The 25,781-nt window shown below is 54.5% G+C and carries 22 protein-coding genes; 10 read left to right on the top strand and 12 right to left on the bottom strand.

Features of this window, described 5'->3' with window-relative positions; genetic code table 11:
* Positions 1-139: 139 nt before the first annotated feature.
* Positions 140-1,507 (top strand): GntP family permease, encoded by a 1,368-nt coding sequence (locus FHS27_RS09035; protein WP_315854502.1) that lies wholly within the window; start codon positions 140-142, stop codon positions 1,505-1,507.
* A gap of 31 nt (positions 1,508-1,538) precedes the next feature.
* Here the strand turns inward: FHS27_RS09035 and FHS27_RS09040 are convergent, their stop codons facing one another.
* The 7 genes from FHS27_RS09040 to FHS27_RS09070 all read right to left on the bottom strand — a co-directional run bounded on the left by FHS27_RS09040 (position 1,539) and on the right by FHS27_RS09070 (position 7,848).
* A complete protein-coding gene (locus FHS27_RS09040; protein ID WP_184304334.1) occupies positions 1,539-2,672 on the bottom strand; it encodes an ABC transporter permease in 1,134 nt (377 codons plus the stop codon).
* A gap of 14 nt (positions 2,673-2,686) precedes the next feature.
* Entirely contained in the window at positions 2,687-3,403 is a 717-nt protein-coding gene (locus tag FHS27_RS09045) for an ABC transporter ATP-binding protein (protein WP_009094116.1), read from the bottom strand.
* Positions 3,403-4,959, bottom strand: a complete 1,557-nt coding sequence (locus FHS27_RS09050) for an efflux RND transporter periplasmic adaptor subunit (protein ID WP_221224971.1) — start codon at positions 4,957-4,959, stop codon at positions 3,403-3,405. Before FHS27_RS09050 ends, FHS27_RS09045 begins: the two co-directional genes overlap by 1 nt.
* Positions 4,960-5,063: 104 nt before the next feature.
* Complete coding sequence (locus tag FHS27_RS09055) at positions 5,064-5,582, bottom strand: hypothetical protein (protein WP_184304336.1); 519 nt, start codon at positions 5,580-5,582, stop codon at positions 5,064-5,066.
* A 70-nt stretch (positions 5,583-5,652) separates the two neighbouring features.
* Positions 5,653-6,807, bottom strand: coding sequence for an ABC transporter permease (locus tag FHS27_RS09060; RefSeq protein ID WP_184304339.1), 1,155 nt, complete (start codon positions 6,805-6,807; stop codon positions 5,653-5,655).
* A gap of 99 nt (positions 6,808-6,906) precedes the next feature.
* Positions 6,907-7,200, bottom strand: coding sequence for a heavy-metal-associated domain-containing protein (locus FHS27_RS09065; protein WP_390853071.1), 294 nt, complete (start codon positions 7,198-7,200; stop codon positions 6,907-6,909).
* A 249-nt stretch (positions 7,201-7,449) separates the two neighbouring features.
* Positions 7,450-7,848 carry a hypothetical protein gene (locus tag FHS27_RS09070; protein WP_184304343.1) on the bottom strand — a complete coding sequence of 133 codons (399 nt, stop codon included), beginning with the start codon at positions 7,846-7,848 and terminating at the stop codon, positions 7,450-7,452.
* A 532-nt stretch (positions 7,849-8,380) separates the two neighbouring features.
* Here FHS27_RS09070 and sbnA point away from each other — a divergent pair.
* Genes sbnA through FHS27_RS09085 form a run of 3 tightly spaced genes read left to right on the top strand, consistent with a single transcriptional unit; the run spans position 8,381 to position 12,788 of the window.
* Entirely contained in the window at positions 8,381-9,469 is a 1,089-nt protein-coding gene (sbnA, locus tag FHS27_RS09075; protein ID WP_221224972.1) for a 2,3-diaminopropionate biosynthesis protein SbnA, read from the top strand.
* Complete coding sequence (locus tag FHS27_RS09080; RefSeq protein ID WP_246419332.1) at positions 9,466-11,274, top strand: FAD/NAD(P)-binding protein; 1,809 nt, start codon at positions 9,466-9,468, stop codon at positions 11,272-11,274. Before sbnA ends, FHS27_RS09080 begins: the two co-directional genes overlap by 4 nt.
* Positions 11,271-12,788 carry a Y4yA family PLP-dependent enzyme gene (locus tag FHS27_RS09085; RefSeq protein ID WP_184304345.1) on the top strand — a complete coding sequence of 506 codons (1,518 nt, stop codon included), beginning with the start codon at positions 11,271-11,273 and terminating at the stop codon, positions 12,786-12,788. Before FHS27_RS09080 ends, FHS27_RS09085 begins: the two co-directional genes overlap by 4 nt.
* Positions 12,789-12,839: 51 nt before the next feature.
* Here the strand turns inward: FHS27_RS09085 and FHS27_RS09090 are convergent, their stop codons facing one another.
* Positions 12,840-13,418, bottom strand: a complete 579-nt coding sequence (locus FHS27_RS09090) for a DUF421 domain-containing protein (protein ID WP_184304347.1) — start codon at positions 13,416-13,418, stop codon at positions 12,840-12,842.
* Between the two features lie 417 nt (positions 13,419-13,835).
* On the opposite strand from FHS27_RS09090, the gene FHS27_RS09095 reads away from it, so the two are divergent.
* Positions 13,836-14,759, top strand: a complete 924-nt coding sequence (locus FHS27_RS09095; protein WP_184304350.1) for a sugar phosphate isomerase/epimerase family protein — start codon at positions 13,836-13,838, stop codon at positions 14,757-14,759.
* An 89-nt stretch (positions 14,760-14,848) separates the two neighbouring features.
* Here FHS27_RS09095 and FHS27_RS09100 read toward each other — a convergent pair whose 3' ends face one another.
* The 3 genes from FHS27_RS09100 to ylqF form a co-directional block, all read right to left on the bottom strand.
* Complete coding sequence (locus tag FHS27_RS09100) at positions 14,849-15,391, bottom strand: AlkZ-related protein (protein ID WP_184304352.1); 543 nt, start codon at positions 15,389-15,391, stop codon at positions 14,849-14,851.
* A 113-nt stretch (positions 15,392-15,504) separates the two neighbouring features.
* A complete protein-coding gene (locus FHS27_RS09105; protein ID WP_009094129.1) occupies positions 15,505-15,786 on the bottom strand; it encodes a peptidylprolyl isomerase in 282 nt (93 codons plus the stop codon).
* Between the two features lie 227 nt (positions 15,787-16,013).
* Positions 16,014-16,973, bottom strand: coding sequence for a ribosome biogenesis GTPase YlqF (gene ylqF, locus FHS27_RS09110; protein ID WP_184304354.1), 960 nt, complete (start codon positions 16,971-16,973; stop codon positions 16,014-16,016).
* Between the two features lie 317 nt (positions 16,974-17,290).
* Here ylqF and FHS27_RS09115 point away from each other — a divergent pair, with 317 nt between their 5' ends.
* The gene (locus FHS27_RS09115) at positions 17,291-18,133 is read left to right on the top strand and encodes a transglutaminase-like domain-containing protein (RefSeq protein WP_184304356.1); all 843 of its coding nucleotides are present in this window, start codon (positions 17,291-17,293) and stop codon (positions 18,131-18,133) included.
* A 406-nt stretch (positions 18,134-18,539) separates the two neighbouring features.
* On the opposite strand, the gene FHS27_RS09120 is transcribed toward FHS27_RS09115, so the two are convergent.
* Positions 18,540-18,845 carry a VF530 family protein gene (locus FHS27_RS09120; protein ID WP_184304358.1) on the bottom strand — a complete coding sequence of 102 codons (306 nt, stop codon included), beginning with the start codon at positions 18,843-18,845 and terminating at the stop codon, positions 18,540-18,542.
* Positions 18,846-19,334: 489 nt separating this feature from the next.
* Between FHS27_RS09120 and FHS27_RS09125 the strand changes: the two genes are divergently transcribed.
* From FHS27_RS09125 to FHS27_RS09140, 4 genes are all read left to right on the top strand, one after another.
* Positions 19,335-22,835, top strand: coding sequence for a PSD1 and planctomycete cytochrome C domain-containing protein (locus FHS27_RS09125; protein WP_184304360.1), 3,501 nt, complete (start codon positions 19,335-19,337; stop codon positions 22,833-22,835).
* Between the two features lie 132 nt (positions 22,836-22,967).
* Complete coding sequence (locus tag FHS27_RS09130) at positions 22,968-24,419, top strand: DUF1501 domain-containing protein (protein ID WP_184304363.1); 1,452 nt, start codon at positions 22,968-22,970, stop codon at positions 24,417-24,419.
* A gap of 376 nt (positions 24,420-24,795) precedes the next feature.
* A complete protein-coding gene (locus tag FHS27_RS09135) occupies positions 24,796-25,326 on the top strand; it encodes a nucleotide exchange factor GrpE (protein WP_184304365.1) in 531 nt (176 codons plus the stop codon).
* 15 nt (positions 25,327-25,341) lie between these two features.
* Complete coding sequence (locus FHS27_RS09140) at positions 25,342-25,536, top strand: hypothetical protein (RefSeq protein WP_184304367.1); 195 nt, start codon at positions 25,342-25,344, stop codon at positions 25,534-25,536.
* The last annotated feature ends 245 nt before the right edge of the window (positions 25,537-25,781 follow it).

The raw sequence follows: 25,781 nt of genomic DNA on the forward strand, positions 1-25,781 counted from the left end.
CCCGTTCTATAGAAATCGGAAGCGAGTCGGCTTAGGATCTTGCTGGCATCAACTCCGACTGCGTTCGCGTTTTCATTATGAACGCTCGGTCGTGCCGCCGGACAACACGCGTCGGCACGCTCTGCTGTGCCACCATGACGTGCACCATTCTTCATTGAACGCCAGCAATCAAACATTCATACAACTGCTAATCCTCCTGCTGTGCGTCGTTCTCCTCCTGCTGTCGATCAGCCGGTGGAACGTTCACCCTTTCCTCGCGTTGCTGGCCGTGGGCTTGCTTTTCGGCATCGGCAGCGGACTCGGGGCGGTGAACTCCGTTGATCTTCTAATGGAAGGATTCGCCAAAACGCTGAAGTGGATTGGCGTCATCATGATTCTCGGCGCCATGATCGGAGAGATTGCCAACGAGACCGGTGGGGCGGAGCAAATCGCACGGTCGACTCTCAAATTATCGGGTGAAAAACGCCTGCCCTTTGCGATGGGTTTGACCGGTTACGTCATCTCAATCCCGGTATTCGTTGACGTCGCCTACATCATGATGCAAACCGTGACCGAAGCCCTCGCTGCCAAAAGTAAACAAAACATTCTCGGTGTGGGGCTCTCGCTCGCGACCGGATTAACGGCAACCCACGCGTTGATGCCGCCCACACCAGGCCCCTTGGCGGTTGCGGGAATCCTTGATGGACAATTGGGCCGAATCATTCTGATTAACACCTTTGTGGCTTTCTCAGCCATGGCGGGCGGGTTAGCGTGGGCGATGTTTTACTGCCGTAACGTCGAACTCCCTTATGACTCCGAAATCCGAAAGAAGTATGCCGGCACAGGAAGCCGCGAGACCGAAGACGAAAGGAGTGGGCCCACATGGTTGGCGCTGCTGCCGATTTTCGTACCACTTGTGTTGATCGCGATCAACTCCTTCGTCAACAAAGATCAATCCGGAACATGGATTGTTTGTGTGAGATTTTTGGGGACGCCGTTGGTCGCACTTTCGATCGGAGTCCTTCTGGCGATGCTGCAGTACGGACGCAACTTCAGCATGACCAAAATTTCCAACGTGGCAGAACGTTCGATCGAGAAAGCCGCTTTGGTCATCATGATCACGGGTGCCGGCGGCGCGTTCGGACACGTCATCAAAAACTCGGGTGTCACCGAAACCATATCCGTTTACGCGAGCGACATCGGTGCAGTCGGCTTCCTCTTTCCATTCGTGCTGGCGTCAATCTTCACGACCACAACCGGGTCGCTCACCGTCTCCATGATCACGACCGCATCGATCGTGGGACCGCTGATGCCGTCGCTCGGCATTTCCGCGGAAATGACTGCCGCGTTGATCGGCAGCGGCTCGTTTTGCGTCTTCCACGTCAACTCCAGCTTCTTCTGGTTGTTGAACCGTTTGCACAGCGCGCCGCCCGCGATCCTTCTGAAAACGTTCACCGTGCAATCACTCTGCATGGGACTGGGAGGACTGGCCGCGGTGCTGGTGTTGAAACTTTGCGGACTCAAATAACCACACCGAGGCACCGCAGTTCATCGAACCACTACGCCTGACGCAGCGCGTTCACGATCGGAACCGTGGCCGCTTGAACGGCCGGAGCTAACCCCGCAGCAATCCCCACGATGACAGAAACCAGGGTTCCCGAAATCGCCAAACCAAACGACGGCCGGAATGCAATGGTGGCTCCCTCGGCGCCGATCGCAAAACCACCCACACCGAGCAACACGAGCGCCAACAGGGTGCCGCCCACGCCTCCGACCAAACACAACAGCGTACTCTCGGCCAACACCAATCGCATCGTGCGAGCGGGCCGCACTCCGATTGTTTGCAACACCGCATATTCTTTGATTCGATCCTGGACACTCATCACTGTCGTGGTCGCGACCAACGACAAGACGAGCCCGACACAGGCGTAACCGAGCCAGTGGGCAAACCCGATTAAGTCGACGAGATCCGACAACGTGCTCGCCTGAAACGCGCCCTTGCGCCGCGTCTTGGTCGCGACCGACCCGGCACGCAAAGCCGCGTCAATCTCGGATGCCACTCGATCAGGATCGGCGTCATCGGTCAGCATGACTTCGTGTTGGGTCACCAATCCGGCCGCGTCGAGTCCACGCGTGTACTGCAAAAACGCGAGACTTGTGTAAATCAGATTCTCTTCTGAGGGCACCGTCGATTCAAAAATCCCCGCTACTTTTACCGAGAGGTCACCAATGGAAAACTGGTCGCCTGTCTTCAGACCACGCCGCTGTGCAACGTTGCGTCCCACGATGGCGGCATCGCGCTGTGACGAAAACTGCCCCCAATCGCCATCGACTAATTTGAGCGGACGTGAATTCTGGATTTGCCTCGGATCAGCCCCGTTGAAAACAACAATATCCAAACTCGCGCGGCAGTTGTTCGTCCAGACTTGGATCGGCATCACATCACGAACACCGGAAATTTCTTTGATCTTCCGAGCGTAGTCTTCTGGTAATCGGCTGCTCGTCGGGCAAAACCGATTCTCTTGAAAAACGATCAAGCTACGATCCGCGTCGGCCCCCGACGTGAGTCGATGCAGCCCCTCCTGAACAGACCCGACGAAGCAGAACACGAACATCGCCACCGCCGCTCCAGTGACGGTTAACAGTGTGCGTGTTCGGTGCCGCCAAAGCGTTTTCAAAACGTAGGTATTCATAATGCACTTAGCAATCAGTTTGCGTGCTGAATTTTGCGAGACACGCCGGAATGTGAATCTCGTTCTAGGAACCGTCCTCGATCGAGCACCAATTGCCTCGACGCGATGCCCGCGGCCTCGGCATCGTGAGTCACCATCAACAACGTAATATCGAGTTCCTTATTGAGGCGTTGCAGCAAGACCTGTACCTGTTCACTGGTTTCCGTATCGAGGCTCCCGGTAGGTTCATCAGCGACAACGACTTTGGGGTGCGCCACGATTGCTCGAGCGATTCCGACACGTTGTTCCTGACCGCCGGAAAGCTGTCGCGGATAGTGATCCGCACGATCGCTCAGCCCCACGGCTTCTAACGCCAATTCGACACGTTGGCGTCGTTGAGTTGACGATAACTTCAGCAGCAACGTGGGAAGCTCGACGTTTTCATACGCAGTCAGAACAGGGATCAAGTTATGCGTCTGAAAGATGTATCCCAAATTAGCCGCTCTCCAATCCGCTAATTTACTTCGCGATAACTTCGTGACCTCTGTTCCGGCAACGACAATCGATCCCGCATCAACACGATCAATCCCACTCACTAGATTTAGCAGTGTGCTTTTGCCAGTACCGCTCGGCCCCATCAACGAAACGAACTCCCCCGACTCAATATCCAAATCGACATTGTCCAATGGCGTAATCGTCTCGTCGCCTTTGCGAAAACTCTTTGAAACGCCGCGTAATTCTACAAGTGCCATTAATTCACCCCAATAGTTTGATCGTCACCGCTGACATGGACTGCGTTCCCCTCGGTCAGCCCATCCATGCCGGACGCGATTAGTTTGTCCGTCACATTCAATCCTGTCACAATCTCAACCAACGTGTCGTTCACTTTGGCGCCCGGCACGACTCTGCGTTTATGCGCAACCTCGTCCGCGTCGACCACCCACACGAATGCACCTGAGTCGTCCGCTTGAACGAACTGACTGGGCACGAACACCCGTTCTGTCTCCGTCGTTTCGTTTCGGCTTCGCTCCACAACCGGAGCCAAAAACGTTGCCGTTACCAGCATCTCGGGACTCACCGTCGGCGGCGGGTCGATTAATTCCACTTTCACTTCCAAAGTGTTCTTTTGGATGTTCGCGGAACTCGTCGTCTGCAGCACTCGTCCTTGAATGATCATGGTGGAAGACGCCGTTTCGATTTCGACGGGTTGCCCGCGTGTCACCATCGGAACGTCTTCGAGCCGCACGTCGGCGCGTACTTGAAGACGATTGGGATCGTACATTTCGACAACCGTGCTGGAACTTTGCCCCGCCGACGTCCCCATCCCAGCAACGCGTGTTCCCGGCGATGCCACAATTCGCAAAATCCGCCCATCCATGGATGCCCGCACCACGTTTCGCTCAAGTGCCAGTTCCGCCAAACGGACTTGCAATTGGGCCTCTTCGCGTAGTGCCATGGCCGACTGCACTTTCGCTTTCGCTTCCTGCACCTGTCGCGTTTCTTCGACCAATAATTCGAGCTGGCGTTTGAGCGCGTTCACTTTATCAATCATCGCGTCGACCTCACGTTGCAGGTTCGGCCTACGTTGCTGCAATTCAGCCAAGGTCGCCTGCGAAGCTGCGTAGTCGCTTTCGGCGCGGGCGATGATTCGGCCAGAGATTGCCCCCTTGGCCGACTGCTTTCCTTCCATGCTGTTGAGTGCGTATTGCATGTTTGCTTGGGCCGCTTCGATCAAATACGGCAACTTGGCGAGTTCCGTCTGTGCTTTCGCCAACGTGCTCTGCGCATCGGCCAACTGAACTTCCAAGTGCACCGGATTTTCAAAACGTACTTTCGCCGCAGTGAGCTCAGCATTCGCCCGTCCCAGTTCGCCCTCTCGAATCGAAAGGGAGTTTTTCGCTTGCTCGACCATCAGTTCGGCGTCAATGGATATCAGCCGCGCGATCGGTTCACCTTGCTTGACCTGCTGACCTTCAACCACCAACAGGTTTTCGATTACACCGGGAGCCAATGCGGCAACACGAATCGCCGTCGGCCGCGGTTCGATCCATCCGGGCGATTGAAACAATGTGGTTCCCGCCTGCTGCACTTCTGCCCGTTTCACCACGACCGGGACGACCGTGACTGATGGCATCGGCATCAACCGTCGGCCTGCCGCCGCTAAAAACAAAACGAGGAACCCTGCCAATATCCCAAACGGCAACAGATATCGAGTAATCCATCGGCGACGGCGCGCGGGCAGGGTCTTCGTTTCACTAGGAGGTGAACGATCGAGCGCGAGTTGGCTGAGGTCGAACGGAGTAGACATAATGACAGACTAAAATCAAAGCAAAAAAGGAAGAGAGCAGGGCCGCGGCGGGATCACCTTCACGATTCCCGCGACGCGTGCCTCTCCTTCATTTACTTGCCGAGTTAGTTACCCTTCACAAAAACTTGATTGGCCGAAACGGTCAAGTTGCCTTGGTCGTCACGGTTGGCAGTTCCCTTGACCACCACGGTCGACAATTCCCTTACCGCGAGAAGTTCTCGGGCGTCCTTTGCAACCGGGCTCCCCGATCCATCGACAACCTTGATCGTCGCGATGTTCTCTTTGACTTGGTCTTGCGTGCAGCAGTAGTCCCAAGGTGTCGGGCATCCTTCGTCGGCGGCGCAATACGGCACCTTCGGATCAACAATCGTGAACGCAGCGAGCCCGTCGACGAACGGCTCCGTCGAACCGCCAATCAATCCGACCAACGTCACTTCCTGTCCGTCTTCGCTCGATTGTCGAGCCTCACCAACAGGAACCGCGTCCGCGGGTTCGCTCGCGGCCAAATACTGTGCTGAGTCCCCTGTCGCCCCACCCTCAGTAGCGGTGGTGGACTGCGATGATCCACAACCAACGGCCACGACACCCAACCCTAACAACGCCATACTATAAAACATCTTCATTTCAATCTCCTTGAACTAAGTAACGAAACGCGGTGCACCGACACGAAGTCGCGGTGTTCCGCTCTGACCATCAAACAGCTTTTAAACTCGTCGCGACTTCGGCTCGCAACGCTTTCAGTGCCGGGGGCAACGCCCCCACAACACCCAACAACAACCCCACGCCGCAACCGATTAAGATCGCGACACTATCAATACGCAGCGTGAACGCCCCCATCGTGAATCGCACGGCCATTCCATTAAGCATCGTCAACGCGATGACGCCAGACAGCAGCGATCCGGCCGCAGCCAACAACACGCCTTCCTGAACTAAACTGATCAAAATCGCACGCCGACGAAATCCGATCGCCTGCAACGTGGCTATCTCACGAATGCGCCCGGCAACGGCTCCATACATCATGTTCAGTCCAGCGAAAATGCCCGCTGCCGATACCAAAACGACAACAAACCATGCCAACAATCGAACCGGACGATAATGCTGTTGCAACGACGCGTAATAGTCCGTTTCACGAATCGCACGTAGTTCCAGATCGGTGCGTTCCTTACAAAACAGCGACACTTCGGCGGCTGATCCCGTTGCCGACAATAACATCGAGACCAAACTCAGGTCTTGGCGTTTGGTCGCCGCCTGAAAATCGCCGAGGCGACACCAAATTTCCGACTCGTACGCTGCCCCACCTGCGGCGAAACGGCCACTGATTTGCCACTCTTCACCCTCGAACTCGAGCGACTTGCCGATTGCCATCTCCTCATCCGAACTGCCTAATTTGGCCGCAGCCAATCGTCCCACGAGGATCTCACCCTCGGCTGGCCATCGCCCCTCAATGAGACGCACGGATCGGCGGACGAGTGGTGCCGTCAACGTCACCCCTCGCACCAATCCCAACCCGCCGTCACCACCCTGCGTCTTCACCCGCGTACCGAGGTACAGTTCCGGCGAAACATGGGTGACGCCGAAGCGTTTCACCGTGCCACCGACACTCGCCGTTAACAACGCGGGTGTCCGGGCAGGGATCGACGAATTTTCGATGTTCTCTTCCGAGTTTACGGAATAGATCAACACAACGTTCGCATCACCACTCACGGACAACGATTGCTCGAGCCCACGAATGAATCCCACAACCACGAACACCAACATGACCACCGTTGCCAGAGCAACGAGCGTCAACGCGGTTCGCACCGGGCGGCGTGCTAAGTTGCGCACACCATATTCCCACGGGAGTAGCATGATCAGAGAAAGTGGCAAGAGTTACGAGTGAAAAAACAGGGTGAGATTCAAAATCTCGAAGATGCAGCACGACTGCCCAGGACCGTTGCCGCCCGGGACCTAAAACTTCGGCTTGGATGTGAACGTGCCATCGGGCGTGACCATCTTTTTGGGCGTTTTGCCGATGCCTTCCATGATCTCCCAAATGCCCTTCGGGCTCAGGCGAACGTTATCGCGAGGGACCAGCGTCACCGACTTCTTCTCGATGCTACAGTCGACTTTCGCGACCTCGTCGACATCATCAAACCGTTTGGTGATTTTCTTCACGCATCCGCCACACATTTCACCGACCGTCATCATGATGTTTTGACTCTTCGGCTCCGCGGCTCGTGCCGACGAGAACGGCCCCAACATCGCTCCTAACAACAAGACACCCGACAAACACGTTACCGTTTTTGACATACTCGACATCAACTCAATCCTTTTTCGAAGACACAACACTTCGCCACTGGAACAAACACGCCCCATGCGCGCAGCACCCAACAACGGGAAACGAAAACAGACAGAAACCAAAAACAGAAATGGACTCAAACGAATGAACGCGCGCAACCATCGTCATGCATTCAAACGAACCATTATCAATAGCAATCGATTGCTAGCGGCTCAGATCAGCCACGATTGATTGGCAACGCGCACATCGCGTCCCGAGAGAAGTTGCCCACCCAACGCATCCAACATTTGCGAACGAAATTCGCTCGGCTGAAACGCAGTATTGGCAGCGAACCGGACGATCGGAAGAACACCAACGAACGCGTCCGTTTCCGGCAGCTCAATATCGCTTTCAACAACGGCGCCTTCGCAGATGCAATTTTGACAATCGCACTCGTCGTCACACGGTTTCGGATGCTCTGACTGCGGAGTCTGATCGCTATGCGAGCAGCAATGACATCCGGCCGAAATAGATTGCTCTCCCGCCGCCGAATTCGTTTCGCACGAAAGACAACGCACTGGACACGCCAACAAATTGACGATCAACAGCAGGGCAAGCAAAGGGGACTTCATGCCCGCATTCTATCTGGGACGGCAACCTCTCACAAGCTCATTCCGCGCGTAGCGGGTCTCGTGCCTGACCTTTCAAACGACGTCGAACTTCAGTGAAGACGCCGCAGCCGGCGACATTGATGGGTCAACAACCAACTGGTCGTGCACGAACCATTGAAAAGCCTTGCTCGCGTTCGCAGCTGAATTGGCGATGTCATGAACGCCCTCAATTCCCCTTGACTCACGCACATTGCAAACCATGGCACGGCGTTTGCGTTTGCCCAAGCTTGCCATCTACGAAACCCGCGACCGACAAACCGAGCTCTGAAAGCCTCCGCCTGTAAATGCACGGACTCGCTTAAACCTAGCATCACAGAAATGGTTGTCGACTCGTGGCATGACTGAACTCACCAATAACCAAACCAATCTACGAAGCGCGAGAAGACACGATGAGCGAATTAGACGAGGGATCGCGAACGAACAATCGAGGCCGATCACACAACCGCACAATCCCATTGCGGGAACATCGCATCGCAGCGGAAGGGCCTCGCAAATGATCACCACTACCGATCACAATTTCACCTATAACACACCTGCGACGGTCACACGTATCGCGAAACCTCGCCTCCCTATCGACAGTGCCTCCGGCATTCTCGACTGCGTCGGTCAAACACCGCTCGTTCATCTGTCGCGTTACCTCGACGATTGTTCGATCGAGCTTCACGCCAAACTCGAAGCCGCCAATCCGGGCGGCAGTGCGAAAGACCGACCGGCGCTCCGAATGCTGGAACACGCTCTGGAAACCGGCGAACTTGCTCCCGGCGATACCGTCGTGGAATCATCATCAGGTAACATGGGAATCGGTTTGGCGCAAACATGCCGTTTCCACCAAATGCGATTCATCTGTGTCGTCGACCCACACGCTCAACCACAAAATATTGCAATCATGCAAGCATTGGGCGCAGAGGTCGTTCGCGTCGAAACTCCTGTTGACGGCAGCTTTCTCGCCGCCCGACTCCAGCGAGTTCAGCAAATACTCAGTGACGTGCCGAACAGTTTTTGGCCTAACCAATACGCCAATCGCCAAAATCCAATCGCGCATCACGAAGGCACCATCCGTGAGATCGATGAAGCCACCGGTGGCGACCTGGACTACCTCTTCGTCGCAACCAGCAGCACTGGGACCGCTCAAGGTTGCCGAGACTATTTGCGAAAACACAACCGACATACCCAAGTCGTTGCCGTTGACGCCAATGGCAGCGTCCTGTTCGGCGGTTCCCCCGGCAAACGCCTGATCCCTGGGATCGGTGCGGGGCACCTTCCAGCACTCGCGAAAGACCAAACGTTCGACAAAATCGTTCGCGTCTCAGATGTGGATTGTGTCGTCGGGTGCCGCCGTGCCTCAGCACGCGAAGCGATGCTAGTTGGCGGTTCCGCCGGGGGAGTTCTAGAGGTCGTTCGCTCTCTCGAAAACGAACTGAGTGGAAAACGCTGTGTCGCGATCCTCCACGATTCCGGAACGCGTTATCTTGACACCGTCTTCAACGACGATTGGGTCGAATCCTCACTCGGCGTTACTGCGGCTACGGTGAACCAACGCACGTCTGCCCCCGCTCTTCAATCGGTCCGTAACGCATCATGATCGACACAGAAATTGAACCTTCTCGTCATGATGACGTCGAAACCAACACCCCCGACACCCGCTTCGCTACGCCAAACGCGCAACCCGCAGCAAGCGAGTCAGAACCTCCACCCCAACTAGCAGCATCATCGCCACTGGGTAGGGAGTACCGAATTGGAATCGTCGGTTGTGGGCCACGTGGTCTGTATTGCTTGCAATCTCTCGCGGACGAATTGCAGAATTGTGAATCATTGCCCCCGTTGGCAATCGTCATTTTTGAACCGTCCGATTTCCCTGGAGCGGGGAACGTCTACGATCCGCGACAACCTCGTTTTCTCAAGATGAACTTCGCGGCCAAACACATTGACGCTTGGCCGCGATATGACGAGCGTTGCCGAAGACGGCTGAATCTTGTCGACTGGCTTAATCATGACGGGGGCTGCAATACTGACCCCAACTCGTTCGTCAGCCGTGCCGCGGTAGGACAATACCTTCATCACTGCTACCAACACGTCACCAAGCAACTCGAACAAATTGCGAACGTGTCTGTTTTGCAGGAAGAGGTCACCTCGATCGGGCAACTCACCGAAGCCTGGCAAGTTCGCACGGATCGCACCTTGTTTAACTTTGATGAGTTACTCTTGACCGTCGGTCATGGCAGATGGCCAGAACCGCCCGAGAAATGTGTTTGTGAAACATCTGCGTTCATTCCAACTTTTCCGGTCAGCGAGAACCTGACACAAGAGCGTATCCCTAGCAAGTGCGATGTTGCGATCCGCGGGTTTGGATTAACATGGATTGACGCGACGCTCGCGCTGACCGAGGGTCGTGAAGGAGAATTTCACCAAAGCGGTCAAGATTGGACCTACCACCCCAGCGGACATGAACCCGCGTGTGTGTACCCTTTTTCGAGAACCGGCAGGCCGATGCTGGCCAAACCAGACGAATCGCTCTTCAATCAACCCGCCGAACTAGACGACATCTGGGCGAGCGGGAGAGAAGCGATTGAGGCGATTGCACGTCCCATCACCGCCCAAACGCTCTCTTACGAACTGTGGCCAATCATCACTGACACGGCCGCGTCTGCCATTAATTGCAGCACCGACTCTTCCGCCACCACGTCAGAAACGGTTCAAGCCTGGTTTAAAAATTGGTGCGACGCGACGATGGACGCCGATGAGTCACTGCGTGCGATGAAACGTTCGTACAACGTCGCGACCGGCCACGCGAAACCGGACATCGCATGGGCATTGGGAGCCGCGTGGCGGAACTTGTATCCTGCACTCGTGCAAAGTGTCAGCTACGGCGGCCTCGCTTCCGACCCTTGGCCGAAATTCCGTAACATCGCGAGCGAAATGGAACGAATCGCGTTCGGCCCACCGGCCGAAAACGTAGGCAAAATGCTGGCGCTGATCGAGCAGGGAATAGTTAACCTCCAGTTCATCTCAGGCTCAATCGAACAAAAGCCAAGCGGCAGCGAAGAACTTCTTTTTCTCAAAAACGCGGTAAAAACACACACTGTTGATCGATGCATCGACGCCGTCTTGCGATCACCTAAAGAGTGCACAACACTAGGACCGTTCCAATCGCTGGTCGATGAAAAAGCAGTCGAACATCTTCCTGGCGCTGAAACCTTGCACATTGACAATCAAGGACGCCCCGTTAAACGAATCGGTAATACGCCGGACGGAATCGCGATCATCGGTCGCGCAACGGAAGGCTGCGTCCTCGGCAATGACACATTGAGCCGAACGCTTCACGATCACCCTCAACGGTGGGCGGCCTTCGTCGTCAAACGAATACAAAACGCTGAGATATTGAAATGAGTGTCGTGGACCAATCTCCCGATCTTTCAAACCGAGCACAACTTGACGATTTACGTCAGAGTTGCCGAGGCATACTCCCCCTCGATGCGATATGGGACGAATGGATGGTCGACATACTTTCCAATCATCCCTCGAAGCTTCATAAACTCGTCGAACAGAACGGATCGCCACTCAACGTCATCGCCACGACGCCACTGAAGCGAAATCTTCACGAACTCGTCGACGTCGCTGCTGAACGCGGACTTTGGTTCCAGCCATTCTTGGCGCGAAAAGCCAACAAATGCTTAGCGTTCGTCGAGGCAGCCAACGAAGTGAACGCGGGAATCGACGTTGCCAGCGAACCAGAGTGCCAGCAAACACTCGATCTCGGCGTCACAGGTGACAACATCATTTGCACCGCAGCGATTAAGTCATCGACGCTCATCCATCTGTGTGCCCGACGTGGCGTTACGGTTGCAGTTGACAACATTGACGAACTAAGACAAATCACTCGGATCGCTACGTCGCTCGATGCTCCCGTCGATATTGCGATTCGAATCAGCGGATTTCATCACGATGGGTCGAAACTTCACTCGCGTTTCGGATTTGATGTCGATGAAATCACAGAGGTCATCAAAACGTTTAATCTTTTGACCTCACCAGACACGTTACGCATTCGCGGAATTCACTTTCACCTCGATGGATACTGTGGCGAACAACGCGTTTCCGCGATTCAGCAATGTCTCCCGATTGTTGATTACATGCGCAATCGTGGCCACGACATCAAGTTTTTAGATATCGGCGGGGGACTGCCGATGAGCTATCTAGAACACCAATCGCAATGGAAGCAATTCTGGTCAACTCATCGAGAGGCGTTGCTAGGGGCCCATACGCCGATCACTTACCGCAACCACGGGATCGGTTTCACGCGCGTCGGCGATCAAATTCACGGCGAGCGAAACACTTACCCATACCATCAGTCACCGACACGTGCCACTTGGCTCGCAAATGTGCTCGACGCTCAATCTGGCGAAGGCCATTCAATCGCATCCGCACTGCGAGACCGTTCCTTGCAACTTCGCTGCGAACCCGGACGCAGCAGTCTTGATGGTTGTGGCATGACCGTCGCCCGAGTCGAATACACGAAACAACACCACAGCGGCGATTGGTACATCGGATTGGCAATGAACCGAACACAGTGTCGAACCGGGAGCGATGACTTCCTCGTCGACCCTATCGTGATTCCTCAGTCGGTTCTACCTCATGGCGCTAAACACTCAACCGCAAACCAGCAGTCTATCGATGGCTATCTGGTCGGAGCCTACTGCACCGAATCCGAATTGATCCAGCTCCGCAAACTCCATTTCCCTACTGGGATCCAAAGTGGTGATCTGGTTGTTTTCCCGAACACGGCTGGCTACTTCATGCATTTCCTCGAGAGCCGATCCCATCAATTCCCTCTCGCCAAAAATTTCGTCTACCAAACAAACCAACTGGCGACGTTTCATCCCGATGCCGTCGACGCATTGTGTTAAAAGAGAGCGACAGACGGCGTAATCGAGGCGATCGATGCGATGCGACATCGATCACTTTTTGGCCGCAGACCGCTGTCCGCTAAAGAGTCTCTCGTGCCCAATTACATCGCCAACGATGTCAGGATCAATGACGGCATCGTCGCGTTCACTGTGAATGACTGAAATGTCACCGGTCGTTTCGAAGACAACAGCGAGAATTTGATCGTAACTGAAAGCATTTGATTCCCGCAGTTTCCCGTAGATGTCTGAGCGTGTGACGTTGGCTTTGCGAAGGTTCTCTTCAATCATCTCGCCACCGACCATTAGTAGGAGCGGCTCGTTGTCGATGAGTTGACTTAGCCAAGGTATCTGTTGACGCAGGATCGCGAGCCCCCACTGCCCGGCGAACAAACATCCTATTGCAGCAATCCCGATAAAAAGCGTCGGCGTGGACGACGAAATGGTCGAGGCAAAGAGTGATCCCACCGCAACGGTCATCGCGAAATCAGACGCCGACATTTTGGAAAAGCTCCGCAGCCCGCTTAAACGCGTGTACAAGAGGATCACCGCGTAGGTCACAATCGAAGAAAGCACGACCATCGTGATCTCGTCGAATGAGGCAAATGTCCATTTTTCAAATGTGTCGTTCATCTAAGCTTCCTTCGCTAGTAAAAAAATTTTCAACGCAAGCCATGCGAACGTCGCCGACGCATCACCCAGGACGCTCAATCGGCGATTAGGATCATTCGGTCAGCGATCATTCAGAACCGTACTGACACGGGGCCCTGACTCACGGACCGTTCGGTTTGGCAAACCATCCCGGCGGTCAGAACATCGCAAACCCCGTACCACTAAAATGAAGGCTGAATCGCCCAACGTTTCTTCCACCTATCAGTGTTCCGGCCGCCCTTTGCGACCACTCTGTAATAAGACAACCGACTAGCACCAACGCCGACGAAGCCTGTCAGCTAAAGTATGATCGCTGCCGGGCCCCTCGATTCGTGACCCAAGCTCGCGCAATTGATACCGAACACGTCTCACGCCCCTGAAACAATCGGACGAAGACACATGCATTTCACTCCCCGCCGTCGTTTCCTCCAAGCCGCCGTCGCAACCTCATTGATCACGTCGACGACACCATCGTTTGGACTCGATCGATTCCATCGAATCAATCCACGCATCAAGGGGATCTCCTTGAGTGCGTTTTCGATGAGGCCTCACATGCGTTGGTGGAAAGGAAGTCGCACCGACGCCAACTTGGATCTAGTCGGGTTTCTCGAATACTGCGCCGAACTAGGACTCGACGGGGCAGAGATGACGTCCTACTTCTTTCCTGATCCGCTCGACCGTTCGTACGTCAATCAACTCAAACGACGTGCCCATTTGCTCGGAATCGATATCACCGGCGGGGCGATGGGAAACAACTTCGCTAACGCCCCCGGCAGTGAGTCAACGCGTAAAGAGATGGAATACTTTCGGTCGTGGATCGACCACTTTGCGGATCTCGGTGCCCCCGCGGTCCGCATCTTTGCCAGTCGCGGAAAGCCGAAAAACACAGACGCCCAACAAATCACCGCAAACGTCATCGCGAACCTCGAACAAGCGTTGCCCTACGCTGAGAAACGCGGCGTCATGCTGGGGCTTGAAAATCATGACATCATGACCAATGTCGATGACCTAATTCGGGTCGTCGACAATTTCGAATCACCGTGGCTCGGTGTGACATGGGACTCCGCCAATCTTGCCCCGACGCCCGATCCCTACGCTGAACTCGCCAAAATCGCGCCATACGCGATCACGGCTCAACTGAAAGTAATGACCCACATCAACGGCGAACCGGCCCCCGCTGACTTGCCGAGGATGCTCGCGATACTCACGGACGCTCAGTTCGGAGGATACGTTGTTCTCGAATACGAAGAGAAAGAGGATCCCTACGCCGCCATTCCCAAATTCGTCGGGGAAGTCCGAAACGCGTTATCGACGATCAACTGACGCTGCTCAGTGAATCGGCTACGAGTTCGCACTACCGGATCGTTCGACGCATCTCTTATCGCGCACAACGCCGGCTCTACCGTCACCGATTACAATTCGTGCCTACTGACGATCTCAAAGTGAACTTCTCGCATCGGCAGCCAGAAATCGTTCTTGTGATTTGGATCGTTTGAACGAACGATGTTCAAACTCACTTGCAGTTTCTTCAGCGCCGTGTCGAATTGGCTCTTCGTACAAGCCACTTTCTCGATCGCCCGCTTTCGAAGCGGGCCAGTATACATCGGTTCGCCCCGAATCAGATCGTAGACTTCTTGGGACAGAGGATCCAACTCCATCACATGCTGATAAGCACTCGGATAATGAACACATTGAAAGTGATTCATCTCCATCAGAACCGCATCGCCCCCGGGGACCTTTCCATAAAAAATCGTTTCCGGATACGTCTGCGGTAGACGCGTTTTCCAATCCCAAACGGCCATCACCTTGGGGCTCCACCCGCCCTCCTTGGGTTTCTCTTCGGAAAGCCCGGTGTTGTCCCACAACGATGCGTACGCAGAGCCCTTGCTACCAAAGACAGTGCAAACCTTCTGGTCCAACACAAATTGATACGCTTCGTCAAACGTCGTCAGCATCAGATTACACCGTCAAAGAGCAATACCGCCATACTTCGCGACACGAATCGGTCGCGACTCAAATCATCCACTCACGCATCGTAATCGATCGTGATGAAGGCGGCTGATGAGACTCAGTCGACTCGTTTGGTGATTTCAATCAGGTGATAACCAAACTGAGTTTTGACAGGTCCGTGAACCTTGTTCAATTCGCCGGTGAAGACGACATCGTCAAATTCCTTCACCATTTGACCGGGGCTGAACGTCCCCAACGCCCCACCGGATTTTCCTGACGGGCAAGACGAAAATTCAGCGGCGACTTCTCCAAAGTCTTTTCCGCCTTCGATCTGTTCTTTCAAGTCCAAGCAGACTTCTTCTAGTTCAACGAGGATGTGTCGTGCGCTTGCGGTTGCCATCTCAATCTCAGGGTTGCAATCGGTGTTTTTGTAGTGACGCGGCCACATTCGCCGCGTCAGGGAAGCCGACATCCTCCCCTGCAAACTCATTTTCGAAAACCCCGGCTCCGACCAAAACACGAACGCGATTTGAGCAATAAAATGCGAAAGCACTCGTTTTTTCAACGATTTCAGTCGCGTTCGCTTCCGCCACGTGGATAACGTTTCATTGCAACGCCCCTCTTCGCCTAGCCCCGCATCTCACGGGACTTCTTTTGCGCCCGCTGTTTGTCGCGAAATCGCTTCTTGCGTTTTGCTTCCTTCTCTTTGTCCTTCTCCGCTTTTTCAGCGATCAGATCAGCCGTTCGGGCTATTTCTCGCTCCATGATCTGAGGCGTCTCAAACGTCAATCGGCCGAGACCGCCGGAACGTATTTCGGTGACGAAGATCTTCGACGCCCGATCAATGTCGACCTGATTGTTCCGCCCTAAACAACCGCGTTTGCGTCCGATCGCCTCAAGCAACGGCAGTTCGCTCGACGGCACGGATTCCAACTCAAACCGAGTCGCGATTCGTTCGGGATAGTTTTCGATCAAGTAGCGTGCGCCAAAGAAGGCCACGTCGCCGTAGTCCATCGCGGTGTCTTTGATCGAACCGAGCAACGCGAGTCGGTAGCTGCTGTTCACATTGTGAACGTTCGGCCAGAGCACACCAGGCGTATCGAGTAGGGTGATACCATCGCCAATGTTGACGCTTTGCTGCTGTTTGGTGATGGCGGGTGTGTTGCCCGTTTTGGCGATCTTCCGCCCCGCCAAAACATTAATGATCGTCGACTTCCCTACATTGGGAATCCCAACAATCATCGTCTTGATGGTCTTCCCTTCTTTATGCGGCACCATTCTCGCCGCGGCGTATTTCAGCTTTCGGATGGTCGGAATGTCTTCGGTCGTCACGGCGCGAGCCCGCACGCCTGCGACTGCGCCGAGATACTCTTGCCACTGAGTGGTCATTTCTTCGTCAGCCAAGTCGCTCTTGGCGAGCACTTTCAGACAGGGCTTGTCACCTCGCAGTTCCGCGAGCATCGGGTTCTCGCTCGAGTACGGAATCCGCGCATCCAAGACTTCGATAACGACATCCACTTTGGGCAAAACCGCTTGAATCTCAAGCCGAGCCTTGTGCATGTGGCCGGGGAACCATTGAATTTGCATGTCGTCGTCGGTCGTCAGAACGTTTCGAGGCGAGAGAAAAGGCGTGACCAGCCCAGAAAGCTTGCCCTGCAATCATGAAAAAGCCGTCTAAAACGCACTTGCAACGGTCTTTCACGTATCGACTATTGAAACACGCCCACAGGAGCAACGATAGGCCGCGCTCTGTTTTTTGCCCGCGGCAGGCCCTTGGAGGATGACGAGTTTCGAATGAAGGAAATTCGAATTGCATTGAAATCGGTGTCCCACTGGCTACTCAAATCATCCGCCTAGCCTAGGATAAAAGAGGTATCGCATCGACTCCTTCAAAAAGTCCCGCTATGAGCATCATTGACGTTGGCTGCCGCCTGAACTATCTCGTGCGATCACCTGCGGTGTTCCTCTTGAACCTATCGGCAGCACAGAACGTTCACCAAATCGTGAACGCAGAATCGCTCGACGTATCCCCCACTCAATCAGTTGAAGAGTGTGCCGTCGGTCCACTGGGAAATCGCATCGTTCGACTTAATGCACCGCCTGGCGAGTTGGCAATCAATTATCACGCCACCGTCGAACTTCATGCCGATTCGGTGGACTCCAACAACCTTTGCGAAACCAGTTACGAACAGTTGCCCGCCGACGTCCTCGCCTACCTCAACCCCAGTCGGTATTGCGAATCGGACAAACTGTATCGATTCGCCTTTGAAGAATTTGGCCAACTGTTGCCTGGCTATTCACGCGTCACCGCGATCTGCAACTGGACCTTCAAACAACTCACCTACACGCCTGGCAGCACGGGGCCAACCACAACCGCGTGTGACGTTCTGCTGCAACGCACGGGAGTCTGCCGGGACTACGCACACGTCGCGATCAGCCTTTGCCGTGCGATGGGAATTCCCGCACGCTATGTTTCTGGTTACGCCGTCAATCTCCAACCACCCGACTTTCACGGTTTCTTCGAAGCCTATCTGGACAAACGATGGTTTTTGTTTGACGCCACGCGACTGGCACCGGTGGGAGGATTTGTGCGTATCGGGACAGGCCGCGATGCCGCGGACGTCGCATTTGCAACAATTCGTGGCGACGCACAAAGCACGGGAATCGACGTTTGGGCGATCGACACCAATCCCGACGGAGGGGCCTCTGGCCCTGATAATGTGCGGACTGGAGTCAGCTCCGCATAATATATTGCACCCGCGGACTAAATCATGATCGACCGCTTTGAGATTGCGTTAGGGAGAAACGGTGGTACGTTGCGGCGTTGGCCTGCGTGAAACGTTCAAAAAAGCCCCTGCTGATTCGATACCTTTGTAGCAGTTAATCCCTGGCTTTTCGTACCCCGCCTTTTGCTGCCGTCAAAGTCTTTCTTCGGCCGTCGGGCAACGTACCGAAGGACCGTATCATGAACTGGATGCCAGGCAAAAACCAACGGTCGCTCGTCCAAGCGAAAGTGAAACGCACTTGGGACGCATCAATAAAGCTGACCTTGTGTTGATGATGGGGAGCGGGAATCCTTCGCGAGAGATCTCTCACATCATTCTCGCGACAAGGCCGCGGAAGCCGAATGCAAGCTTGACGTTCGAAGCTTGCTCACTTCTTTCGAGCTTGATCCCAAACGCTTGCCAGGTCGATTTTGCGTTCTTCTTCGGCCTCTTGTTTGGCACCATGTCGTTGATCGAAACTGATTGAGTTCAAGTAGAGCCGCTCTACTTTGGCGCGGGCCCAATCCGTCTTTCGCAGAAATTTGAGGCTGCTATTGATGCTCGGTTCGAACGCGAAGCAGTTAATCTGAATGCGGTCCGCCAACTCATCCCAGCCATATTCGTTGACCAAGTATTCCATCATCGCCTTCAGCGTGACTCCGTGGAGCGGATTGTTCGGCTGCGACTGATTCATAGGCGAAAGCGTGACTTCTGATAGAACAATTTGAGAAAAAGGGGGGCGTTCCAACAGACTAAATGCGTTTGAAGCGAATGCCAATCGCCATCGACCATTTTGTCGACTGACGCGTCAAACAACGTCATTTTAAATCCCCCCCAAAAAGAGAAATCGAGCATATTACACGCCCCCTGACTAATGCCTTCCCGCTACTCCATGAATCGGGCGATTTCCACGGTGAGTGAAAACATGCCCTTGATCTCCAAAATTCAGCTAGAATGAACCAACATCTTGAAACCAGTCGTTACCTGGACGCTCAAGATTCCCGCCAAAACTCCGAAGTCTGTTGCCTCTGACCACCGAGGCGAACGCTTTGCCCACCTTGCCCGCCCTCCAGGAGGAGATGCACGAATCGTGTTTTCTCAACCCGTTTCTTGCCGTTCCCACGGTAGCACGCCGATCGTCGTAAATCGCAAACGACGCCTCGACCTAAACGCTCAATCAAGGATGCCCAATGCCTTGATCGCAACGATCAGCGTGATCGCATGGTTTTCGTTCTCACCACAGTTGTATGGTCAGCCGACACCACCGCAAGCACTTGTTGGCACCAGCGAACTCGAATCGTTTTTCGAGTCGAAAATTCGCCCCTTGCTGCTTCAACACTGCGTGGAATGTCATGGTCCCCATGATCAATCCGGCGAATTGAGACTCGATCGGCAAGATCATTTTAAGCAAGGTGGTGGTTCGGGGCCTCTTGTCGTGGAAGGAGAACCCGACCGCAGCCGATTGCTCCGCGCCGTCGGCTATCAAGACAACGAACTACAAATGCCACCGAACAGCAAACTGCCCGATGACGCGATTGCCGATCTCACGCATTGGGTCCGTTCGGGCGCATTTTGGCCGGATGATAAGTCGCAAGCCGATACGTCCCCAGAAACGCGTTCACCGGCTGAACAAATTGACGAGATGCGGCAAACCCATTGGTCCTTTCGTCCATTAACTTCGCCCAATCTCCCCCCGGTAAACTCAGCGATAACGCCGGTCACCACAAAAGAAGCAGACGCCGAAGCTCAGTCCGAATCGGCAATTGACGCCTTCATCGGCAACCGTCTGCACGAGGCGGGGCTGACACCCAATCCTCGCGCGGATCGTCGCACCCTCATCCACCGTGCCTACTTCACACTGCTCGGGTTGCCTCCTTCTTATGAGGAGGTTCAGGCATTTTTAAACGACGACGATCCGAACGCATTTGCGAGACTGGTCGATCGACTGCTCGATAACCCGCACTACGGCGAACGATGGGCTCGCCACTGGCTCGACATTGCACGCTACGGAGACACCAAAGGATATTTGGCCGGCAGCCTGGAGACTCGCTACCCGTACGCATACACCTATCGTGACTACGTGATCGATGCGTTTAACAGTGATAAATCCTTCGATCAGTTCATCATTGAACAGATTGCGGCCGATCAACTCGAGCCAACCGGTGACCAACGAAAGATCCTCGCGGCGATGGGATTCCTTACCGTCGGACGTCGATTCATGAACCGACAACACGATATCATTGACGACCAAATCGATGTCGTCACGCGTGGGTTCCTGGGTCTCAGTGTTGCGTGTGCACGCTGCCATGATCACAAATATGATCCGATTCCCACCGCGGATTACTACTCACTCTACGGTGTCTTCGCCAGCTCTCAGGAACCCGCGGAATTGCCAATGCTGGGGGAACCTCACGCATCGGACGATTACGATGCGTTCGTGAAAGAGAAGGCCGCAAAACAAGAGACCGTCGACCAATGGTTGGAAGAACGCCGTGTTGCAACGGAGCACGAACTTCGCTCTCGCGTTGCCGACTACCTTGTCCATGTTGCTCAAAACCTGCCTCAATACAAACAAGGAAAAATCCCGCTGCAGGGCGAGCGTGGGGCACTGCGCCGTGCAGCCGTTCAACGATGGCAGCGATTTCTTTCCAACTCGGAAACAACGTCTGGTCCGATTTGGACGCTGTGGCGCCGTCTTGTCGCAATTCCGGCGGATGAATTCGCGTTGCAGTCCACCGCGATTCTCGATGAAGCTGCCGCCGTAACCAATCCTCAGCTCAAAATCCCGCAGCCGTTGATTGATGCCCTGCGTGAGGCGAATCCGCAATCGATGCTCGACGCGGCAAAGACCTTCGGCACATGCCTCGAAGAAGCCGACACGCAATGGGTCCGCGAGCACAAAGCGAACAAAGACCTCGAAGGTCTAACAGACGACAATTTCGAGCAGCTTCGTCGGGTGCTGTACGCGTCAGATATCCCGACCATACTCGACACCGCTCAAATGATCGCACACCTCGATCAAGGTGAACGCAATCAATACAACTCGCAGCTTAGCAAAGTCAACGAAGTCGACGTCACGCATCCCGGTGCGCCGCCGCGAGCGATGGTCATGACAGATCGAGCCAATCCGATCGAACCAGTCATCTTCCGTCGGGGAGTTGCCGGTAATCGCGGAGACCAGGTTCCTCGCAGATTCCTGCAAGTCCTCTCGCACGTCGATGGGGGCACCCCCTTTCAACACGGCAGCGGACGACTGGAATTGGCCCGCGCCATTGCGAGTCCGAACAACCCACTAACCGCCCGAGTGATCGTCAATCGCATCTGGCAACACCAATTCGGTGAAGGTTTGGTTCGCACATCAAGTGACTTCGGTTTCCGTGGGGAAGCCCCCACGCACCCTGAACTGCTCGATCACCTGGCGAACGAGTTCGTCGCGGATGGTTGGTCCATCAAACGACTGCAACGACGCATCATGTTGTCCTCCGCGTGGCAACAATCGAGTGACCTGCGTCAGGACGCGGTCTTAATCGACGCCGAAAATCGCCTACTTTGGCACATGCCACGACGACGAATGGAATTCGAACCGCTCCGCGATCGATTGCTGGTGGCGGCAGGACGGCTTGATCAACGTATCGGCGGTCGGTCCGTGATGATTCATCAGGACGCAACTCGCCGAGGACTCTACGCCTACATCGATCGTGAAGATCTCCCTGGACTGCTGGCGAGTTTTGACTTGCCTAGTCCCGACGCGAGTCGTGCCAAACGAACAGAAACAACCGTTCCACAACAAGCTCTCTACTTGATGAACTCTCGCTTCGTCATCGAACAGGCCGAAGCGCTTGCCGCGAGAACACTGCCCGGTTACGATCCAAACACGCATCAGGACGTATCCGGATCCGTCTCGCCACCAAACGATCAAGAACGCGTTGACAATCTCTATCGCCTCGCTCTATCTCGTGATCCAGACGACGTGGAATTAGAAGCCGCGTTGAATTTTGTAGCCCCTGCATCCGTAGAGGAATTTCGGCAGCAACAAGAACGCAGTGAAGATGACACCTCGGATCCATGGCGTGCAGGGTACGGTTATTTCAATGTCAACGAATCCAAAACTGTGTTCACTCCATTTCCTTATTTCGACGGGCAGTCTTGGCAGGCATCCGAACTATTCCCAGATCCCAAACTGCACTATCTGCGGATCTCTGCCGATGGCGGTCACCCTGGATCAGACAATCAACATAGTGCAATCCGCCGTTGGACTTCCCCGCTAACGGGCATTGTCAAAATCAACGGACGGTTACATCACGCGTCTGAAAAAGGAGACGGTGTACGAGCGTTGGTCGTCCATTCTCGCTTCGCACTCCAAGGCGAATGGACAGCCCGAGGGGGTGACGCGGAAACACGCACCGACGAGATCCAAGTGCAACCGGGTGACACGATTGATTTCATTGTTGACTGCCTCGAAAATTCGAGTTTCGATAGTTTTCAATGGTCACCCTCGATCGAAGCAACGCATGTCACAGCGTCGGGCGATGGCAACTCGTCCACACAGACTTGGAGCGCGAACGCAAATTTCATCACGACCGGCAAAGCTCGCTATGCCAAAGAAAACCAACAAACACCCGATCCCTGGACGCAGCTAGCGCAAGTACTTCTGCTGTGCAATGAATTTGCGTTTGTCGATTAACTCAACAACGCAGCCCAAATCACCCGTGCAGCCTAAGATGCCGACCAACACGCGGCACTCGAAATTCGCCGCGGGACACTGATTCCAATCCTTGCTCATCGTCTCACACGTTCACCATTTGAAGAGTCACCGATGACTGATTTCCTTCCACGACACCTGTGCTCGGTTCCCTCCACGCGTCGTGAATTCCTCCGTCGCAGTGGTATCGGACTTGGAGCACTCGGACTCGCTGGAGTGATGGCTGATGATACGTCAAATCAATTGACAGCCGCAGAAAACTCGAACCCGATGTTTCCCAAATCGCCACATTTCGCCCCGAAAGCGAAAGCGGTGATTCATCTCTTCCTCAACGGTGGCCCGTCACAGGTCGACACGTTTGATCCCAAGCCGGCCTTGGACAAATATCACGGGCAACCGATCCCGATGAATTTGCGCACCGAACGGGAAACCGGTGCAGCCTACCGGTCTCCATTCAAGTTTAAAAAGTATGGCGAAAGCGGTATCGAAGTCAGTGAACTTTTCTCACACGTCGGCGAGATGATTGACGATGTTTGCGTGGTCCGATCCATGCATGCCGATGTTCCTAACCACGAACCCTCGTTGATGCTGATGAATTGCGGGCACGCGCAGTTTGTCCGACCGTCGGTCGGGTCCTGGGTCACCTACGGCCTCGGTAGCGAGAACCAAAACCTTCCCGGTTTCATTTCCATGTGTCCGAGCGGTTACCCGATCAAGGGTGCCGAAAATTGGCAGGCAGGGTTCCTGCCCGGTGCCTATCAAGCGACTTACATCGATAGCAAGCATCAAGAAATTGAACGGCTGCTCGAGAACATCCGCAACGCCTCGGGCCTCGGACGCAATGAGCAACGACGCCAACTCGACCTCCTTCAAAATCTAAACCAACGTCACCTGCAAGCTCGACAAGAAGACGCCGATTTGGAATCGCGTGTGCAAAGTTTTGAACTGGCGTATCGAATGCAGATGGAAGCAACCGACGCCTTCGATATCAGCCGCGAACCTCAGTCGATTCGCGAAATGTACGGTGATTCAATCCAAGCCAGGCAAATCCTGATCGCCCGACGCCTCGTCGAACGTGGAGTTCGATACATCCAACTTTGGCACGGCGCGGGTCAACCCTGGGATAGTCACGACAAGATCGAACAGAATCATCGCCGACTCGCCGGAGAATGCTCGCAAGCCATTGGTGCGTTGCTAAAAGATCTCAAACAACGTTCGTTACTTGAAGACACTCTTGTCGTTTGGGGCGGGGAATTCGGACGCACGCCAACCGTTGAACTCCCCAAACCGGGAGCCAACGCAGGCACGAACAGCGGGCGGGATCATAACCATTACGGTTTTACCATGTGGTTAGCGGGCGGCGGAGTGAAGGGCGGCCATGTCCACGGCGCAACCGACGAGTTCGGATTCCAAGCGGTCGAAAATCGCGTCCACGTGCATGATTTGCACGCCACGATCCTCCACCTACTCGGGTTTGATCACGAACGTCTCACGTATCGGTACGCAGGCCGCGACTTTCGGTTAACCGATGTTCACGGGCGTGTGGTCAGTGAACTGATCGCATAAACCGAGCAACCGATAGCGAGCCCAGTAACGCAATAAAGCCGACCACAGTCTTCATGACAACCTGTCACCGGGTCGGACAATTTGTCGCCCTTAATCCATGCTGTACTTTTACACAGCGGTTCAGTCCATTCGATGTTCCGAATCGTTTCGTACTTCTACGATCGCTCGTTGCTTCCCCAACAACAGGTGTCGATAGGCACAACGTTTGCATCGCGTCACCTTCATTGTTTGTTTGTATTCGGCTCTCCGATTCCACATAATGAGAAACGGCGGTCGGCGCATTCAATCGTTTGTTTGCGTTTGTGAGTAACATCAAAAGGCGATGAGCCAATCACGGATGTCTTCGGCTTGTTGCTGATTCAGCGGAGACAAGACGATGAACAAGAACGTACTGCACGACACTCAGGACCAGTTTCAAACAGGCTACCGAAACCAACGCCCCGAGACCTCCAGTAGTGAGATAGCAACCCAACGGCGTGACAGCGGTTCGCACGATCACTCGCCACACGCGTCTCAATGCGACTCGAATCTTCAAGTCCTCCATCCTCCCATCGACGACGAGAACCTTTCCGCGTTTGAGTTGATGAAGGACCTTCTTCCGGTGATGGACAATCTCGAGCGTGCCATCCTGACCGGTCAACACAGCGGCGATTTTGATGGATTCATGGAGGCGGTCGAAGTAGTGCGTAATCAATTTTTCGACACGCTAACCAATCATGGTCTCCAAGAGGTCTCGGGATCGTGGAGCCCCTTCAATTCAACCCAACATGTGGCCGTCGGACATGAGGACGACGACGGACATCCACATGGATCCGTCATGGACGTCGTTGAACAAGGCTACCGTCTACGTGAACGCGTGCTTCGTCCTTCTAAGGTGATCGTTTCTCGCAACAGGTCCATTCATTGATTAAGGAGAAAACCGATGAGCTACTATGTCATTGTCGAAACCGATTTTGGGTACACCATCGTTGGCGTCCCGGAAGGATCCAATGCGGACACGGCGGCAAAGGAAGCGGGCGGTTTGCTAATCGATGACGCTCGTTATCAATCATTCGAAGAAGCTCAGGACGTCCTCGCCGCATTGCCGAGTCCCTTCCCCGAAAAGGCCATGGAGTAGGTAACACTCAGGCGAATTCGTCAGAGCATCTAGCAACGCCGCGAGCGCCATTGCTTGCTGCGCGTGTGATGAATCATTGCACGCGTGATTGACCAGTGCATGTATAGGTTCACGCGTGCCGGTTCGCCTCCCCCTCGCCACGAGTCAGTTTGTCAGTTGAGGCATTGACACCCCGGTTTGGCACGTTCGTTGCAATCGCGAGCCAATCCCGTTGTTCATCCTGACACCAGCCCACGACGCCAATC

Source organism: Aporhodopirellula rubra, assembly GCF_014192335.1.
Lineage (GTDB): Bacteria > Planctomycetota > Planctomycetia > Pirellulales > Pirellulaceae > Rhodopirellula > Rhodopirellula rubra.